The organism is Streptomyces sp. NBC_01426, assembly GCF_036231985.1.
Lineage (GTDB): Bacteria > Actinomycetota > Actinomycetes > Streptomycetales > Streptomycetaceae > Streptomyces.
In genome coordinates this window covers 2,487,123-2,503,844 of record NZ_CP109500.1, presented here as the reverse complement: position 1 = coordinate 2,503,844, position 16,722 = coordinate 2,487,123, and the positions used below count along the sequence as shown (strand labels likewise).

The 16,722-nt window shown below is 71.2% G+C and carries 16 protein-coding genes; 4 read left to right on the top strand and 12 right to left on the bottom strand.

All coding sequences use genetic code 11. The features are described from left to right. Positions 1–14: 14 nt before the first annotated feature. The 5 genes from OG906_RS10725 to OG906_RS10705 form a co-directional block, all read right to left on the bottom strand. Complete coding sequence (locus OG906_RS10725; protein WP_267797582.1) at positions 15–1,106, bottom strand: LOG family protein; 1,092 nt, start codon at positions 1,104–1,106, stop codon at positions 15–17. Positions 1,107–1,132: 26 nt separating this feature from the next. Then, positions 1,133–2,215 (bottom strand): hypothetical protein, encoded by a 1,083-nt coding sequence (locus OG906_RS10720; RefSeq protein ID WP_267828673.1) that lies wholly within the window; start codon positions 2,213–2,215, stop codon positions 1,133–1,135. Continuing rightward, positions 2,197–2,934, bottom strand: a complete 738-nt coding sequence (locus OG906_RS10715; RefSeq protein WP_329442087.1) for an ABC transporter ATP-binding protein — start codon at positions 2,932–2,934, stop codon at positions 2,197–2,199. Before OG906_RS10715 ends, OG906_RS10720 begins: the two co-directional genes overlap by 19 nt. 182 nt (positions 2,935–3,116) lie before the next feature. After that, entirely contained in the window at positions 3,117–4,496 is a 1,380-nt protein-coding gene (locus OG906_RS10710) for an aspartate aminotransferase family protein (protein WP_329442086.1), read from the bottom strand. Beyond that, the gene (locus tag OG906_RS10705; RefSeq protein WP_053675186.1) at positions 4,481–4,984 is read right to left on the bottom strand and encodes an Lrp/AsnC family transcriptional regulator; all 504 of its coding nucleotides are present in this window, start codon (positions 4,982–4,984) and stop codon (positions 4,481–4,483) included. The genes OG906_RS10710 and OG906_RS10705 overlap by 16 nt, the downstream gene beginning before the upstream one ends. A 170-nt stretch (positions 4,985–5,154) precedes the next feature. On the opposite strand from OG906_RS10705, the gene OG906_RS10700 reads away from it, so the two are divergent. Next, positions 5,155–6,594, top strand: a complete 1,440-nt coding sequence (locus OG906_RS10700; protein WP_329442083.1) for a gamma-aminobutyraldehyde dehydrogenase — start codon at positions 5,155–5,157, stop codon at positions 6,592–6,594. A gap of 104 nt (positions 6,595–6,698) precedes the next feature. Continuing rightward, positions 6,699–7,877, top strand: coding sequence for an ABC transporter substrate-binding protein (locus tag OG906_RS10695; protein ID WP_329442081.1), 1,179 nt, complete (start codon positions 6,699–6,701; stop codon positions 7,875–7,877). Positions 7,878–8,040: 163 nt separating this feature from the next. Here OG906_RS10695 and OG906_RS10690 read toward each other — a convergent pair whose 3' ends face one another. The 5 genes from OG906_RS10690 to OG906_RS10670 all read right to left on the bottom strand — a co-directional run bounded on the left by OG906_RS10690 (position 8,041) and on the right by OG906_RS10670 (position 13,033). Next, positions 8,041–9,273 (bottom strand): serine hydrolase domain-containing protein, encoded by a 1,233-nt coding sequence (locus OG906_RS10690; protein WP_329442079.1) that lies wholly within the window; start codon positions 9,271–9,273, stop codon positions 8,041–8,043. 147 nt (positions 9,274–9,420) lie between these two features. Next, positions 9,421–10,137 carry a response regulator transcription factor gene (locus OG906_RS10685; RefSeq protein WP_329442077.1) on the bottom strand — a complete coding sequence of 239 codons (717 nt, stop codon included), beginning with the start codon at positions 10,135–10,137 and terminating at the stop codon, positions 9,421–9,423. Then, complete coding sequence (locus tag OG906_RS10680; RefSeq protein WP_443067370.1) at positions 10,134–11,300, bottom strand: sensor histidine kinase; 1,167 nt, start codon at positions 11,298–11,300, stop codon at positions 10,134–10,136. The genes OG906_RS10685 and OG906_RS10680 overlap by 4 nt, the downstream gene beginning before the upstream one ends. Beyond that, positions 11,297–11,986 carry a glycerophosphodiester phosphodiesterase gene (locus OG906_RS10675; RefSeq protein ID WP_329442075.1) on the bottom strand — a complete coding sequence of 230 codons (690 nt, stop codon included), beginning with the start codon at positions 11,984–11,986 and terminating at the stop codon, positions 11,297–11,299. Before OG906_RS10675 ends, OG906_RS10680 begins: the two co-directional genes overlap by 4 nt. Before the next feature lie 21 nt (positions 11,987–12,007). Beyond that, the gene (locus OG906_RS10670; RefSeq protein WP_329442073.1) at positions 12,008–13,033 is read right to left on the bottom strand and encodes an adenosine deaminase; all 1,026 of its coding nucleotides are present in this window, start codon (positions 13,031–13,033) and stop codon (positions 12,008–12,010) included. A 108-nt stretch (positions 13,034–13,141) separates the two neighbouring features. On the opposite strand from OG906_RS10670, the gene OG906_RS10665 reads away from it, so the two are divergent. Further along, positions 13,142–13,855, top strand: a complete 714-nt coding sequence (locus tag OG906_RS10665) for a DUF4190 domain-containing protein (protein ID WP_329442071.1) — start codon at positions 13,142–13,144, stop codon at positions 13,853–13,855. Positions 13,856–13,936: 81 nt separating this feature from the next. On the opposite strand, the gene OG906_RS10660 is transcribed toward OG906_RS10665, so the two are convergent. Further along, on the bottom strand, positions 13,937–14,449 hold the full coding sequence (locus OG906_RS10660) for an NUDIX hydrolase (protein WP_329442069.1): 513 nt from the start codon (positions 14,447–14,449) through the stop codon (positions 13,937–13,939). Then, the gene (locus OG906_RS10655; protein WP_267797572.1) at positions 14,446–15,000 is read right to left on the bottom strand and encodes an NADAR family protein; all 555 of its coding nucleotides are present in this window, start codon (positions 14,998–15,000) and stop codon (positions 14,446–14,448) included. Before OG906_RS10655 ends, OG906_RS10660 begins: the two co-directional genes overlap by 4 nt. A 194-nt stretch (positions 15,001–15,194) precedes the next feature. Between OG906_RS10655 and OG906_RS10650 the strand changes: the two genes are divergently transcribed. Further along, on the top strand, positions 15,195–16,709 hold the full coding sequence (locus tag OG906_RS10650) for a gamma-aminobutyraldehyde dehydrogenase (protein ID WP_267797640.1): 1,515 nt from the start codon (positions 15,195–15,197) through the stop codon (positions 16,707–16,709). Positions 16,710–16,722: the final 13 nt, after the last annotated feature.

Genomic DNA, 16,722 nt, shown 5'->3' with positions numbered 1-16,722 from the left:
GTTGCCTTGTCGGGTCAGCGCATCGAAGCGAGTGTCGCCGGGACCTCGTCCACCGAGTCCACCAGGGCGATCCTCGACTCCATCGACCGGCCGCGGGCCAGCGCCTGGAGCAGCGGCCAGGCCGGCAGGTGCTCCGTCCAGTGGGCGCGGTCGACCAGGACCATCGGGGTCGGTTCGCCGCGCGACTCGTAGTGGTTCGGCGTGGCGTTGTCGAAGATCTCCTGGACGGTCCCCGCGGCGCCCGGGAGGAAGACCACGCCCGCGGTGGACCGCGCCAGCAGTCCGTCCTCGCGGGTGGCGTTCGCGAAGTACTTGGCGATGTGGCCGGCGAAGGGGTTCGGCGGCTCGTGCCCGTAGAACCAGGTCGGGATCCCCACCGAGTCGCCGCCGTCGGGCCAGCGTTCCCGCACGGCGAAGGCCGCTCTCGCCCAGTCGGACACGGACGGCGTGAAGGAAGGGGCCTTGGCCAGCATCTCCAGCGCCTCGGGCAGCGCGTCGTCGGGGGCGGGGGCCAGGTAGGCGCCGAGGTTGGCGGCCTCCATCGCGCCCGGGCCGCCGCCGGTGGCCACGGTCAGCCCGGACCGGGTCAGGGTCCGGCCGAGCTCCGCCGCGCCGAGGTAGTCCGTACCGCCGCGGGCCATGGCGTGGCCGCCCATCACTCCCACCACCCGGGCACCGGCGAGGTGCTCGTCCAGGGCGTCGGAGACGGCGTCGTCGTGGATGGAACGCAGCATCGAGGCGTAGATGTCGCCGTCGGCCTTGATCTCCTGGAACCAGGCGTACGCCTGGGCGTCAGGGGTGGCCTCGTAGCCCTCCCGCAGGCCGGTGAACAGCTCGTCCGCGGTGTAGAGCAGACCCCGGTAGGGGTTGAACGGCAGGTCCGGCACCGGCGGGAAGACCAGGGCGCCGTCGGCGCGGACCTTCGCGGAGGCGTCGGGCTCCATGGCACAGCCGAGGAACACGGCGGCCGAGGTGTCGGCCGACAGCAGCGCGAACGTCCGCTCCAGCAGGTTGACCGACTGGACCCGGTAGCCGCTCAGGGAACCCCGAGCGGCGACCTGGTCGAATTCGGCGAGCGTCTCGATCTCGATGTCTGGGTTGACCATTCGGCCCACACTAAGGGCTGCGTCAGTCAGCGGGTCAACGCGAGAGACGTCAGTTGCGCCACACCCCAACTGAGGGATACGCATACGGCGAGCAGGGCAGTCGCGCGTACGGTGACGGCCGTACGCAGCACCGTTCCGGGGGTTCCCAGGTCGTTCAGGGTGTCCCGGACGGCGGTGCGGGACTGCCGCGACTCGACCGCGGATGTGAGGAGAGTCGCAGCCGCGCACAGCGCCACGAGCACGGCGGCCGGACCGGTCAGCGGGCCGAGCGGAGGCAGGAAACCGTCGGCGTCGCGCACGGCGAGGGTGGTGAGCCCGGCCGCCCCGATCGCGCACAGCACTCCGAGGGGACGGCCCAGCCGCGGCGCCTCCTCCTGGAGGGTCCGCCCGGCGAGCAGCCGGAGCGCACCCGGGCGGACGGCCTGCACCAGGGTTCCGCAGGCGAAGGCCACGCCCGGCCCGGCGAGGGCGAGTCCCAGGGCGATGAGCGCCCAGCCGGTCGGCACGGCGGCGCTGCCCCGTCCGGCGTAGGTCTCGACGGTCAGGCCGGAGGCGGTGAGGGCGACCCCCCAGGGGACCCCGCTCTGCGGGGACAGCCCGGCCAGGGGAGGACGGGAGCGCAGGGCGAGGGCCACCGCCGCCGAGGCGGCGAGGGGGATCAGGGCCAGCAGGGTCAGGGCGCCCGCCACCGGCAGTGGCTGTTCGGCGTGCAGCAGCTCGGCGCCGGCTCCGTCGAACGGCAGCCCGCCCAGGTCGCCCCGCAGGTGCAGGAACGCGGCCAGGGCCACGGCGCCGCCCAGGGCGCAGGCGACGGCGGTGGAGATCGCGGCGACGAGGGTGCGCCGTACGGGGCCCAGGCCGACCGCGTCCATGCCCTCCCGGGGCCGGGTCGCGGGGTCGGTCCGCGCCACGGCGACGGCGAACTGCACGGTGACGGCGAGCGGGACGAGCGCCCACAGCAGCCGAGGGAACGATCCGGCGGGTCGAGCCATGGCTCCGGCCAGCACGTACAGCAGCAGGAACCCGGTACCGGCGGAGGCGGTGGCGACGAGCAGCCGGCGCAGCTGGACCAGCGGCCGGGAGCCTCGGGCTAGGCGGAGAGCGAGCACGCGGCCTGGTCCTCCGTGGTGAGCGGGCCGGCTGCGGCGGCGACCGCGGCCGGGCGTCCGTCGAGCAGTTCGATCCGTCGGTCGGCGACGGTGGCGATCTCCTCGTCGTGGGTGGCGAGCAGCACGGAGATCTCGTGCGAGCGCGCCGCCGTGGTCAGGGTGCGCAGGAGCAGGGCGCGTTCGGTGCGGTGCAGGGAGGCCGTCGGCTCGTCGGCGAAGATCACCGTGGGCTCGTTGACCAGGGCTCGGGCGAGGGCGACGCGCTGTGACTCGGCCCGGGTGAGGGCGCCGGGGCGCTTGCGGGCGAAGCCGCCGATGTCGAGGCGGTCCAGCCATTCGCACGCGGCGCTCTTGGCGGCGCGGTGCGGGGTGCCGGCGAGGAGCAGCGGCAGCGCGGCGTTCTCCCACACCCTGAGTTCGGGCAGCAATCCGGGCTCGGGGCCGATCCAGCCGAACCGGTCGCGGCGCAGCCGTTCGCGGAGCGCGGCTCCCATGGTGTGCACGGGGACGCTGTTGAACCAGACCTCGCCCTGTTCCGGCACCAGCTGTCCGACGAGACAGCGCAGCAGGGTGGTCTTGCCGCTTCCGCGGGGGCCGGTCACGGCCAGGATCTCACCTTGGCGTACGCCGACGGAGACGCCGATGAGGCCTGGTGAACCGCTGTGGGAGTAGTGCAGGGACCGCGCCCAGAGCACATCATTGTCTGCCGGAGCCACCATGGCGTACACCTCCGTCCGGGGGAACGAAGCGGAGCCGGTTCGGTCACTGGCGCCGCAATGAGATGTAAAGAGATGAACGTCTTGGATGGTGACAGCACACGGCCCGGACCCCCGCGTTCTCACTCGAACGGGGGATCCGGGCCGTGTGGTTCGGACGATTTACCGCTTGTCGCGGGCCTTGCCTACAGCTTGGTCCACGCCTCCGTGAGTACCGAGCGCAGGATGCCCTCGATCTCGTCGAAGGTGCCCTGGTCCGCGATCAGCGGCGGGGCCAGCTGGATGACCGGGTCGCCACGGTCGTCGGCGCGGCAGTACAGGCCGTTCTCGAAGAGCGCCTTGGAGAGGAAGCCGTAGAGCACGCGCTCCGTCTCCTCGTCCGTGAAGGACTCCTTCGTGACCTTGTCCTTGACGAGCTCGATGCCGTAGAAGTAGCCGTTGCCGCGGACGTCGCCGACGATCGGCAGGTCGTGCAGCTTCTTCAGCGTCGAGAAGAAGGCGCCCTCGTTGTCCAGCACGTGCTGGTTGAGGCCTTCCTTGTCGAAGATGTCGAGGTTGGCCAGCGCGACCGCCGAGGAGACCGGGTGGCCGCCGAAGGTGTAGCCGTGCAGGAAGGTGTTGTCACCCTTGTAGAAGGGCTCCGCGAGGCGGTCCGAGATGATGCAGGCACCGATCGGGGAGTAGCCCGAGGTCATGCCCTTGGCGCAGGTGATCATGTCCGGCACGTAGTCGAACTTGTCACAGGCGAACATCGTGCCGAGGCGGCCGAACGCACAGATCGTCTCGTCGGAGACGAGCAGGACGTCGTACTCGTCGCAGATCTCGCGGACCCGCTGGAAGTACCCGGGCGGCGGCGGGAAGCAGCCACCGGCGTTCTGCACCGGCTCCAGGAACACGGCGGCGACGGTGTCGGCGCCCTCGAACAGGATCTCCTGCTCGATCTGGTCGGCGCACCAGCGGCCGTAGGCCTCCGGGTCGTCGCCGAAGATCGGGGCGCGGTAGATGTTGGTGTTCGGCACCTTGTGCGCGCCGGGGACCAGCGGCTCGAAGGGGGCCTTCAGGGCCGGCAGACCGGTGATGGACAGGGCGCCCTGCGGGGTGCCGTGGTAGGCCACCGCGCGGGAGATCACCTTGTACTTGGTGTGCTTGCCCTGGAGCTTGAAGTACTGCTTGGCCAGCTTCCAGGCGGTCTCGACGGCCTCGCCGCCACCGGTGGTGAAGAAGACCTTGTTCAGGTCACCGGGGGCGTAGTGGGCGAGACGCTCGGCGAGCTCGACGGCCTTGGGGTGCGCGTACGACCAGATGGGGAAGAACGCGAGTTCCTGCGCCTGCTTGTAGGCGACCTCGGCCAGTTCCTTGCGGCCGTGACCGGCGTTGACCACGAACAGTCCGGCGAGACCGTCGAGGTAGCGCTTGCCCTTGTCGTCCCAGATGTAGGTGCCCTCGCCCCGGACGATGGTGGGGACGGGGGCGTTCTCGTAGGACGACATGCGGGTGAAGTGCATCCACAGGTGGTCGTACGCGGTCTTGGAGAGGTCCTGGCTCACGGTTATCGGGTTCCCCACATGTAGGTCTGCTTCTTCAGCTTCAGGTAAACGAAGCTTTCGGTTGATCGCACGCCGGGGAGCGCGCGGATCTTCTTGTTGATCGTTTCCAACAGGTGGTCGTCGTCCTCGCAGACGATCTCCACCATCAGGTCGAACGAGCCCGCGGTCATGACCACGTACTCGCACTCGGCCATCGAGGTCAGTGCGTCGGCCACCGGGTCGAGGTCGCCCTCGACGTTGATGCCGACCATTGCCTGGCGCCGCAGGCCCACGGTGAGCGGGTCCGTTACGGCGACGATCTGCATGACGCCCTGGTCGAGCAGCTTCTGTACGCGTTGGCGCACGGCTGCCTCGGACAGGCCGACGGCCTTGCCGATGGCTGCGTAGGGACGGCGTCCGTCCTCTTGCAGTTGCTCGATGATCGCCAGGGACACAGCATCGACCGAAGGGGACGGTTGTCTGTTCCTGGAATCTGCGCTTCGACTGACCACGACCTCACTGTGCACGAGGAGTCGTCTGTTCCGCAAGCCGTAACCGATGAAATTCGTTGTTCGACGTCTCTGATTGCACGGATTTCGTAGTTGATGGTGTCTGGCTCTGTCGAAAGCGTCGGCCGAGGGGCTAGGCTTGGGGAATCGTCTCAATCGTTGGACATGTGATCAGGAGAGTGGCTGTAGTGACCACCGAACTGCGTCGTCTGCGCAACTACATCGGCGGGGAGTTCAAGGACGCCGCCGACGGGCGGACCACCGAGGTGGTCAACCCCGCCACCGGCGAGGCGTACGCCACCGCACCGCTGTCCGGTCAGGCCGACGTGGACGCGGCCATGGCCGCGGCCGCCGCGGCCTTCCCGGGCTGGCGCGACACCACCCCCGCCGAGCGGCAGAAGGCCCTGCTCAAGATCGCGGACGCCTTCGAGGCGCGCGCGGACGAGCTCGTGGCCGCCGAGTCGGAGAACACCGGCAAGCCGCTGGGCCTCACGGCCAGCGAGGAGCTGCCGCCGATGGTGGACCAGATCCGCTTCTTCGCGGGTGCGGCCCGACTGCTGGAGGGCCGCTCGGCCGGCGAGTACATGGACGGGATGACCTCGATCGTCCGCCGTGAGCCGGTCGGCGTCTGTGCCCAGGTCGCGCCGTGGAACTACCCGATGATGATGGCCGTGTGGAAGTTCGCCCCGGCGATCGCCGCGGGCAACACCGTGGTGCTCAAGCCCTCGGACACCACCCCGGCCTCCACCGTGCTGATGGCCGAGATCATCGACTCGGTCCTGCCCAAGGGCGTCTTCAACGTCGTCTGCGGCGACCGCGAGACCGGCAAGTCCATGGTGGAGCACTCCACCCCGGCCATGGCCTCCATCACCGGCTCGGTACGCGCCGGCATGCAGGTCGCCGAGAGCGCCTCGAAGGACGTCAAGCGCGTCCACCTGGAGCTCGGCGGCAAGGCCCCCGTCGTGGTCTTCGAGGACGCCGACCTGGCCAAGGCCGTCGAGGACATCGCGGTCGCCGGCTACTTCAACGCCGGTCAGGACTGCACCGCCGCCACCCGCGTGCTGGTGCACGAGTCGATCCACGACGAGTTCGTGGCCGCGCTCGCCAAGGCCGCCTCGGACACCAAGACCGGGCAGCCGGACGACGAGGACGTGCTGTACGGGCCGCTCAACAACCCGAACCAGCTCAAGCAGGTCGCCGGCTTCATCGAGCGCCTCCCCGCCCACGCCAAGGTCGAGGCGGGCGGCCACCGGGTCGGCGAGAAGGGCTACTTCTACGCCCCGACCGTGGTCTCCGGGCTGAAGCAGGACGACGAGATCATCCAGAACGAGGTCTTCGGCCCCGTCATCACCGTGCAGTCCTTCACGGACGAGGCCCAGGCCCTGGAGTACGCGAACGGCGTCGAGTTCGCCCTCGCCTCCTCGGTGTGGACCAAGAATCACGGCCGCGCGATGCGCATGTCCAAGAACCTCGACTTCGGCTGCGTGTGGATCAACACCCACATCCCGCTCGTCGCCGAGATGCCGCACGGCGGTTTCAAGAAGTCCGGCTACGGCAAGGACCTCTCCGCCTACGGCTTCGAGGACTACACCCGCATCAAGCACGTCATGACCTCGCTCGACGGCTGACCTCTCGCCGCGGCGATCGCACTGATCAGCGCACAGCGCTGAAGGGGCGGGCAGTAGACACGTTGTCTATTGTCCGCCCCTTCGCGTTGCCCGAGGCTGTGGCCATGCCTGAACTCGCCTTCTCCCGGCGCTCGGCGCTGCGCGGCCTCGGCGCCGTGGTCCTGCCGGCCGCGCTCACCGCCTGCGGGGTCCCCGCCGCATTCGTCCCCGAGGACCGGCGGGAGGGGCCGGACCGATCCGCCCGGGACCGGAGCCTCGCCTTCTCCAACTGGCCGCTCTACATCGACACCGACGAGGAGGACGAGGCGCGCCGGCCGACGCTGGACGAGTTCTCGGAGAAGACCGGCATCGAGGTCCGGTACACCGAGGAGATCAACGACAACGACGAGTTCTTCGGCAAGATCAGCCCGGCGCTCATGAACCACCAGGAGACCGGCCACGACCTCGTGGTGGTCAGCGACTGGATGGCCGCCCGCTTCGTCCACCTGGGCTGGGCCCAGAAGATGGACCGCTCGGCCCAGTCCAACGTGGCCAAGTACCTCGATCCCCAGCTCCGTTCCCCCGCCTTCGACGAGGGCCGGCTGCACACCGTCCCCTGGCAGTCGGGCATCACCGGCATCGCCTACAACCGCAAGGCCCTGGGCCGGGAGCTCAAGTCCGTCAAGGACCTCTGGCAGCCCGATCTCGCCGGCAAGGTGACGCTCTTCTCCGGGCTCGACGAGTCCTTCGCCCTGCTGATGCAGGGCGACGGCGTGGACGTCACCCGCTGGACCGAGGCGGACTTCCACCGCATGTGCGACCAGGTCGAGCGCATGGTGCGCAAGAGGCACATCCGCCGCTTCACCGGCAACGACTACACCTCCGACCTGAGCAAGGGCGACGTCCTCGCCTGCCAGGCCTACTCCGGCGACGTCATCCAACTCCAGGCCGACAACCCCGACATCGAGTTCGTGGTGCCCGAGGAAGGAGCCGAGCTCTGGGCCGAGAGCCTGCTCGTTCCCAACCTGGCGCGACACAAGGCCAACGCCGAGGCCCTCGTGGACCACTACTACGACCCGGCGGTGGCCGCCCGACTCGCGGCGTCCGTCAACTACGTCTGCCCGGTCCCGGCCGCCCGAGAGGTGCTGGCGGGCTCCGACGACAAGGAGACGGCGGAACTGGCGGAGAACCCGCTGATCTTCCCCGACGACGAGATGCGCGAGCGCCTCGTCGTGGCCCGGGACATCTCCTCGGTGGAACGGCGCTCCTTCGCCAAGCGCTGGAACGCCATCGTCGGTCTCTGAGTCCCTCGTCGGTTCTCCGAGGCCATCGGCGGTCTCTGACGAGGATGTCCGCGATCGACCGTCGTCCGCCTCGTCCGCCTCGTCCGCCTCGTCCGGTCTCCGCCCGGGGCGCGCGGTCGCCCGGGGGCGTGTTCGTCCGGGACGCGCTCGCCGGGCGCGCCTCCTACTGGGTGAAGGCGGCCATCACCACGCCGAGGGCCACCGGGTTCGTGTCCGGTCCCTTGGCGTCCGTGGAGTTGACCGAGTAGACGAGGGTGCGGGAGAGGTCGCGGGTCGCGCCCATCCCCGTGATGTAGCCGTGCCGGCCACCGGTCTTGCCCCAGGCCTCCGTGCCGTCCGGCAGGACGATCCTCGACAACCCCGCGGTCAGGACGGCCTTCTTCCCGGTGACGAAGTCGTCCACCGCGGGGACCGTGAACATCTCCTCCAGCCGGGCTCTCGGCACGATCCGGCCGCTGAACAGGGCGACGGTGAAGCGCTCCAGATCGGCGGTCGTCGAGATGATGTCGCCGGCCGCCCACCGGTCGGAGCTGTTCCACACCGAGACGTCCCGCAGTTCCCTCGTGCCGTCCGGCCGCGGCACCGCCTGGTAGCCATGGTTGTGGAGACCCTGGATCCGCGTCCGTGTCCGCCCCGGGAACGATGTCCCACCCAGCCCCAGCGGCCGCAGGATCCGCCGGGCGACCGTGGACTCGTACGAGGTGCCCGTCACCTTCTCGATCAGCACGCCCAGCACCGTGTAGTTGATGTTCAGGTAGTGCTGGGCCTCGCCCGGATCGAACTCCGGCCCCTTCGCCAGGGCGTTGGCGATCTGCTCGCGCGGATCGGTCACGTCGAAGCGGTGCTCCCACTGGGCCTCGAAGGAATCGCCCGGCCCATCGGCCGCCCGGATGCCGCTCGTGTGGTTCAGCAGCTGGCGCACCGTGGGGTCAGCCTTGAAGGTCTCGGGAAAGGCCGCCGGCAGGTACCGCCGCACCGGGGCGTCCAGATCGACCCTGCCCTCGGCGGCCAACTGGAGCACCACCGCCGCCGTGAAGGTCTTGGTCACCGAACCGGCCCGGAAGCGGCCCTGCTCCAGGGCCGCACGACCGGTGCGCACGTCCGCCACGCCCGCGGCGCCCCGCCAACCGCCGCTCGCGCCGCCGACCCGGACCAGGGCGGCCGTCGCGTCCTTGCCGTCCGCTCCGACGCCGGCGAGGGCGGCGCGCAGCGCCACCGCGTCGGGCGGCGTGGCGATGGTCGGGGCCGTGGGAGCCGTGGGGCCCGTGTGGGCCGCCGGCGCGCCCACCGCCGTGCTCGCCGATGGAGGCGGCGGCGCGGAGTGGGCGACGGCCGGGCCGGCCGCGACCCCCAGCACCAGGGCTGTCGCGATCGCCGTGCGAATCGTTGCGTTCATGGTGGGATCCCCCCGTCGAGTCCCGGGGCGACCTCCACCCCGATGACCTCAATGTTGCTGGTCACAGGGGTGGTAGCGGATCCCCGACAAGAGGGGTTTTCCGCGGTACGACAACTCACCGCCGAGAGGGAGGACGGCGCCGCCGACTCACTCTCCGGAGGGAGATACCCCGGCGGGGGAGACCGCGGCGCGGGACTGGCTTCCCGCCGCGATCAGGCCCGTCTCGTAGGCGCAGATCACCGCCTGGATCCGGTCCCGCAGCCCCAACTTCGCCAGCACGTTCCCCACATGGGACTTCACCGTGTGCTCGCTGACCGTCAGCGCACCCGCGATCTCCGCGTTGGACAGCCCCCGCCCCAGGTGCAGCAGCGTCTCCCGCTCCCGCGCCGTCAGCACTCCCAACCGCTCGGCCGACAGGGCGGACCCGGCCGCCGGTCGCGCCGTCACCGCCGTGTACTCCTCGATCAGACGCCGCGCCACCGAAGGCGCGAGCAGGGACTCGCCGGCCGCCACCACCCGCACGGCGTGCACCAGATCGTCCCGCCGCACGTCCTTCAACAGGAACCCGCTCGCGCCCGCGTGCAGGGCTTCGTAGACGTACTCGTCGGAGTCGAACGTCGTCAGCATCACCGTCCGGCACCCGGTCTCCGTCGTGATCGTCCGACACGCCTCGATGCCGTCCAGCACCGGCATCCGCACGTCCAACAGCGCCACGTCCGGCCGCAGGTCCCGCACCGCCGTCACCGCCGCCGCGCCGTCGCCGGCCTCGGCCACGACCTCGATGTCCTCCTGCACGTCCAGGATCATCGCGAAGCCGCTGCGCACCAGTTCCTGGTCGTCGGCCACCACCACACGGATCGTCAACTCCCCACCTCCAAGGCGGACGTTACAAGGACGATCCGCACCCGGAACCCCCGGCCGTCCGCGCCCGGACCGGACTCGACGGTTCCGCCGTGGGCGGCGGCGCGCTCCCGGATGCCGATCAGCCCGTGCCCGCCCGGGGAGCCGTCGGAGCCCCGCCCGTCGTCCGTCACCTCCACCGCGAGGTCCCCCGACCCGTACTCCAGACGTACGGCCGCGGTCGAGGCCCCGGCGTGCCGGACCACGTTCGTCAGAGCCTCCTGGACCACCCGGTACACCGTCGCCTCCAGCGCGGCGGGCAGCGGACGCACCGCGCCGGTCCGCTCGTACGAGACGGTGGGCCCGCTGCCGCGTACCCGGTCCAGCAGTCCGGCCAGTTGCCCGATGCCCGGCTGCGGTCGGCGCGGCGCGACCTCGTCCGTCCGCAGCACGCCCAACATCGCGCGCAGTTGGGTCATCGCCTCGCGGCCGGTGTCCGCTATGGCGTCGAAGGCGGCCTCCGCCCGCTCGGGCGCCCGCCGTACCGCCACCGGACCGGCCTCGGCCTGCACGATCATGATGCTGACCGCGTGCGAGAGGACGTCGTGCATCTCCCGTGCGATCCGGGCCCGTTCCCGGGCCGCGGCCTGCTCCGCCTCGATCAGGTTCGCCCGCTCCAGCTCGGCGGCCCGTTCCTCGACGGCCCGCGTGTACGCCTGCCGGGTGACCTGGAGCCGGCCCAGCGCGTAGGCGGCGGCCGAGACGAAGAGGGTGAACAGCAACTCCCGCATGGTCCCGGTGTTCCGGCCCACCGACACGACGATCACCACGACCGTCAGCAGTGCGACGAGCAGGCGCACCCGGGCCGTGCACAGCAGGGCCACCGTGTAGTAGGCGATCAGCCCCGCGTACGGCAGCGGCTGGCCGGGCCCGTCCAGCGCGAGTTCGTAGAGGCCGCCCGCGAGCAGAACGGCGACCAACACCGTCACCGGCGCCCGGCGGCGCCAGATCAGCGGCAGCACCGCGAGCGTGGTCATCCCGTAGGAGGGCCAGTCGGCGGCCGGCAGTCCGGGATCGCGGGGCACCAGGAACGGCATGGTGACGGCCACCTGCACCAGCAGCGTCAGCCCCAGGTCCTGCCACCGCGGGTCGGCCCGGCGGACGCGTTCGCCCCAGGCCCGTATCACCGACGCCGCTCGGCCCGTACGGCCGTCAGCGCGTCCACCCGGTTCGTCGTGATCGAGTCGACCCCCGCCGCGATCAGCGCGCGCATCGACCGCTTCGTGTCGGCGGTCCACGCCGACACGAGCAGCCCGTCCCGGTGCAGGGCGTCGGTCAACTCCCGGTCGACGAGCCCGAAGCGGTAGTTGAGCCAGGCCGGGGCCACCGCGTCGATGAGCACCCGGCGGGGGGGCGACAGGGTGTTCCAGGTCAGCGCGATCTCCGCACCGGGGTCGGCGGCCCGCACCGCGAGCATCGACTTCGGGCCCGCGCAGTAGTACGTGCGGTCCCGCGCCCCGCACTCGCGGACCTGGTCCACGACCGTCCGCACCGCGTCGGCGTCCGCGCCCGGAAGGTCCACCATCACCCGGCCCGCGCCCGCCGCCATCAAGGCCTCGCGCAGCGTGGGGATCCCGCCCCGCGCCAGCTCCTTGAGCTGGGGAGCCGTGACGGCGTCGAGCCGCACGTCGTGCCCCCACAGCCGCTGGAGCGTCTCGTCGTGCAGGAGGACCGGAACCCGGTCACGGGTGAGCCGGACGTCGATCTCGACCGCGTCCGCCCCCCGGGCGAAGGCGGAGCGGATCGAGTCGAGGGTGTTCTCGCGGACACGGTAGGGATCGCCGCGGTGGCCGACGGCAGTCAGGGTGCGCATGCACCCCATTCTGCTCGGGCGTCAGGAGGCCAACCACGTGTCGGTGTACGTGTCGATCTCCGCGGTCAGCCGCGCCTTCCCGGCCGGGTCGAGGAAGGAGGCCTCGACGGCGTTCTTGGCCAGCTGCGCCAGACCGCGCTCGTCGAGGTCGAGGAGCCGGGCGGCCACCGCGTACTCGTTGTTGAGGTCGGAGCCGAACATCGGCGGGTCGTCGCTGTTGATGGTGACGAGCACGCCCGCGGCGACCATCTCCTTGACCGGGTGCGCGTCCATGTCGGTCACCACGCGGGTCGCGATGTTCGAGGTCGGGCAGACCTCCAGCGCGATCCGGTGCTCGGCCAAGTAGGCCAGCAGCTCGGGGTCCCGGACGGAGGTCGTGCCGTGGCCGATGCGCTCGGCGCCCAGCTCCCGGATGGCGTCCCAGACCGTCTCCGGTCCGGTGGACTCGCCGGCGTGCGGCACGCTGTGCAGGCCGGCCGCCCGGGCCCGGTCGAAGTACGGCTTGAACTGGGGGCGCGGAACACCGATCTCCGGACCGCCCAGGCCGAAGGAGACCAGGCCCTCGGGGCGCAGGTCGACCGCGAGGCGGGCGGTCTCGGCGGCCGCCTCCAGGCCCGCCTCGCCGGGGATGTCGAAGCACCAGCGCAGGATGACCCCGAGTTCGGCCTCGGCGTCCTTGCGGGCGTCCTCGATGGCCTCCATGAACGCCTTCTCGTCGATGCCGCGACGGGTGGAGGAGTACGGGGTGATCGTCAACTCGGCGTAGCGGATGTTCTGCCGGGCCATGTCGCGGGCGACCTCGAAGGTCAGCGTGCGCACGTCGTCGGGGGTGCGGACCAGGTCGACGACGGACAGGTAGACCTCGATGAAGTGGGCGAAGTCCGTGAAGGTGAAGTAGTCGGCGAGCGCCTCGGGGTCCGTGGGGACCTTCGAGTCGGGGTGCCGGGAGGCGAGCTCGGCCACGATGCGCGGGGAGGCCGAGCCGACGTGGTGGACGTGGAGTTCGGCCTTGGGAAGCCCCGCGATGAAGGGGTGCAGGTCGGGCATGGGTGCCTCCGGGAGGACACGGGTTCGGGCAGGTCGGCTTCATCGTAGGCAGGCCCGGGGAGTGTCGGTGGCAGCGCTTAGCATGGCTGTACGAGAGGGGGGTGCCGTATGACCGACCAGAGCCCTGAACCGTCCGACCCGTGGGCACCGCCCGAGCGACCGGCGGTGGACCCGGGCAAGGGGCGGGGTGCGTCGGGCGGGCCGGGGGGCCCGGGCCTGCACGACCAGCCGACGATCGCCGGCATGCCGGGCGCGACGGCCCCCGGGCCCTTCGGCGCGACCGCGCAGCCTTTTGACACCGCCGCGCAGCCTTTCGACACGGCTCCTCAACCCTTCGGCACGGCCGCGCAGCCCTTCGGTGCGACCGCGCCGATCGACCCCGCCGGGTCCTGGGGGCAGGCTCTCGGTCCCGCGTACGGGTACCCTGCGCAGCCCGATCCCGCCGGATACGGCTACCCCGGGGGCCAGTTGCCGGGGCGGCCCGCCCCCTACGCGCCCTGGGCCCCGACGCCGCCCCCGCCGAGCAACGGCCTCGCCATCACCGGGTTCGTGCTCGGCCTGCTCTCGGTCATCGCCTGCCCGACCCTGGTCGGTCCCGTCGCGCTCGGCATCGCCGGGGTCGTCTTCGGCGCGCTCGGCCGGGGCAAGGCGAACCGGGGCGAGGCCGGCAACGGCGGACTCGCGCTGGCCGGTGTCATCCTCGGTTCCGTCGGCATCGTGATCGGCGTCCTGGTGACCTTGGCCTTCTTCCTCGGACCGACCTTCGATGACGTCGACCGTCACGGGCCGTACGAGGACACCGGGGTCCAGGAGCGCATATGACCGACCGCCGCGCCCGCGGGGATCAGGGCGCGGGTGCCCGGTGGGGGAAGCGGTCGCAGCCGGTCAGACCCGCGCAGACGGTCAGACCCGCGCCGCCATCAGCAGCGTCGGCACCATGACGACCGCGTGACCGTCCGCCCCGGCCGAACCGGCGGCGCCTTCCACGCTGTCGTCCCCACTGCCACTACCACTGCCCCCGCCGTCGAGGTCGCCGCCGGTCCCGCGGGACAGGGGGACCCAGATCAGCCCCACCATCCGGGGGCAGTCGCACACCAGGTCCTCGTCCACCCCGAGGCGGGGCTCCCCGGGCGCGACGTCCACCCGGTAGCAGGCGGTCGGGCCGGAGGGGTACGGCGCGTCGTACGCGAACCGCACGTCCAGGGCGCGCAGGCCGACCTCCTCGGCCACCTCGCGCCGCACCGCCTCCTCGGGTTCCTCCCCGGCCTCCAGCCCGCCGCCGGGCAGCGTCCAGTACTCCGGTCCGTCGTGCCGACCGGTCGGGCCCTTGCCCCGTTCCCGCACCATCAGCACGCAGCCGTCCCGGATGATCACCGCGGCGACCCGGCGTCGACCGGGTATGCCCGGAGCCGTCACGCGGCGTCCGTCCGCAGCCGGTCCCGGGCCTCCATGAGGGCGAAGCCGAGCAGGTTCAGCCCGCGCCACCGGGCCGGGTCGAGGGCCCGCTCGTCGTCCGCCGCCAGCCCGATGCCCCAGATCCGGTCCATCGGGCTCGCCTCCACGAGCACCCGGTTCCCGGTGCCGAGCAGGTATCCGCGCAGCGCCGGATCGGAGCCGAACTTGTGCACGCTGCCCTCCACGACCAGCGCGAACCGCTCCCGCTCCCAGACGGCGTTGTCGAAGTCGCGCACGAGGCGACCGGCCTTCTTCGCCTCGGCCGGGGTCCCGGCTTCCAGCGCGGCGCGCTCCGCCTCCGCGTCCCCGAATATCCGGGCCTTGCCGGCCATCATCCAGTGCTCGGCGGTGGCGTACCGGACCTCACCCACAGTGAAGGCGGAAGGCCACCACTGGCTGAGGCAGCTCGGGCCGAGCGTCCCGTCCGGGCGCGGTCGGTGCCCCCAGAACGGCAGAAACTTGAGCCGTTCACCCCGGCTGACCTGCTTGATCAATGCGTCGATCATCTCCATGCACGCGAGTCTGGCAGTCGCCACGGACACTTCGTACGGGTTTTCCGGCGTGCCTCGACACATGGTCGACCGATTCCGTCGCGTAATCAAAAGGCAACAACGGAATCACTTGGCCGAGGCCCCTGCCTCTGTCAGGATCGGCACTCAATTCGGGCTGTAGTCCGAACTGTAGCTACGGAGAGCGTGAGAGCGTGATGGGCAACCGCTTCCAGGTCAAGGACCGCTTCGCGGACGGCGCGCAGTACATCGACGGCAGGCTCAGGGCCGGCACCTCCGGGCAATCACACACCGTGATCGACCCGGCCACCGGCGACGAGGTCCTCACCTACGAACTCGCGGGCACCGCGGACGTGGACGAGGCCGTGGCCGCCGCCAAGAGGGCCTTCCCGGGCTGGTCCGCCGCCACCCCCGGGGAGCGCTCGGACGCGCTGCACCGGCTGGCCGCCGTACTGGCCGAGCAGGCCGACGACTTCGCCTACGCCGAGTCGATCCAGTGCGGCAAGCCGCTCAAGCTGTCCACGGAGTTCGACGTACCGGGGACCATCGACAACACCGCCTTCTTCGCGGGCGCCGCCCGCCACCTCCAGGGGCAGGCCGCCGCCGAGTACTCCGGCGACCACACCTCCTACGTGCGCCGCGAGGCCATCGGGGTGGTCGGGTCCATCGCCCCCTGGAACTATCCGCTCCAGATGGCCGCCTGGAAGATTCTCCCGGCCATCGCCGCGGGCAACACCATCGTGTTGAAGCCCGCCGAGCTGACCCCGCTGACCTCCCTGATGTTCGCCCAGGCGGCCAAGGACGCGGGCCTGCCCGACGGAGTGATCAACATCGTCACCGGCGCCGGCCGGGAGGCGGGGGAGCACCTCGTGGGGCACCCCGACGTGGTCATGACCTCGTTCACCGGTTCGACGGCCGTCGGCAAGCGGGTCGCCGAGATCGCCACCGCCACCGTCAAGCGGCTCCACCTGGAGCTCGGCGGGAAGGCCCCCTTCCTCGTCTTCGACGACGCCGACCTGGAGGCCGCCGCGCACGGCGCCGTCGCCGCCTCCCTCATCAACACCGGCCAGGACTGCACCGCCGCCACCCGCGCGTACGTCCAGCGCCCCCTGCACGACGCCTTCGTCGCGCGGGTCGCCGAGCTGATGGAGACCGTCCGCGTCGGAGACCCCTTCGCGCCCACCACGGACCTCGGTCCGCTGGTCTCGCACGCGCAGCGCGACCGGGTCGCCGGGTTCGTCGAGCGCGCCCGCTCCTACGCCACGGTCGTCACCGGCGGCGAGAGCCCCGGGGGAGACCTGGCCGGCGGGGCGTACTACCGGCCGACCCTGATCTCCGGCGCGGCCCAGGACAGCGAGGTCGTCCAGTCCGAGATCTTCGGTCCGGTCCTCGTGGTCCTGCCGTTCGACACCGACGACGAGGGCCTCGCGCTGGCCAACGACACCCCGTACGGACTCGCGGCCTCCGCCTGGAGCCGGGACGTCTACCGGGCCAACCGGGCCACCCGCGAGCTCAAGGCGGGTTGCGTCTGGGTCAATGACCACATCCCGATCATCAGCGAGATGCCTCACGGGGGCTACAAGGCCAGTGGCTTCGGAAAGGACATGAGCGCCTACTCCTTCGAGGAGTACACGCAGGTCAAGCATGTGATGTACGACAACACCGCGGTCGCCGCGAAGGACTGGCACCGCACGATCTTCGGGGACCGATAGTCACGACGCCGCC

Coding starts and splice junctions, on each gene's coding strand:
- OG906_RS10725 (WP_267797582.1), bottom strand. CDS start 1,106: ATGGTCAACCCAGACATCGAGATCGAGACGCTCGCCGAATTCGACCAG.
- OG906_RS10715 (WP_329442087.1), bottom strand. CDS start 2,934: ATGGTGGCTCCGGCAGACAATGATGTGCTCTGGGCGCGGTCCCTGCAC.
- OG906_RS10695 (WP_329442081.1), top strand. CDS start 6,699: ATGCCTGAACTCGCCTTCTCCCGGCGCTCGGCGCTGCGCGGCCTCGGC.
- OG906_RS10690 (WP_329442079.1), bottom strand. CDS start 9,273: ATGAACGCAACGATTCGCACGGCGATCGCGACAGCCCTGGTGCTGGGG.
- OG906_RS10675 (WP_329442075.1), bottom strand. CDS start 11,986: ATGCGCACCCTGACTGCCGTCGGCCACCGCGGCGATCCCTACCGTGTC.
- OG906_RS10670 (WP_329442073.1), bottom strand. CDS start 13,033: ATGCCCGACCTGCACCCCTTCATCGCGGGGCTTCCCAAGGCCGAACTC.
- OG906_RS10665 (WP_329442071.1), top strand. CDS start 13,142: ATGACCGACCAGAGCCCTGAACCGTCCGACCCGTGGGCACCGCCCGAG.
- OG906_RS10655 (WP_267797572.1), bottom strand. CDS start 15,000: ATGGAGATGATCGACGCATTGATCAAGCAGGTCAGCCGGGGTGAACGG.
- OG906_RS10650 (WP_267797640.1), top strand. CDS start 15,195: ATGGGCAACCGCTTCCAGGTCAAGGACCGCTTCGCGGACGGCGCGCAG.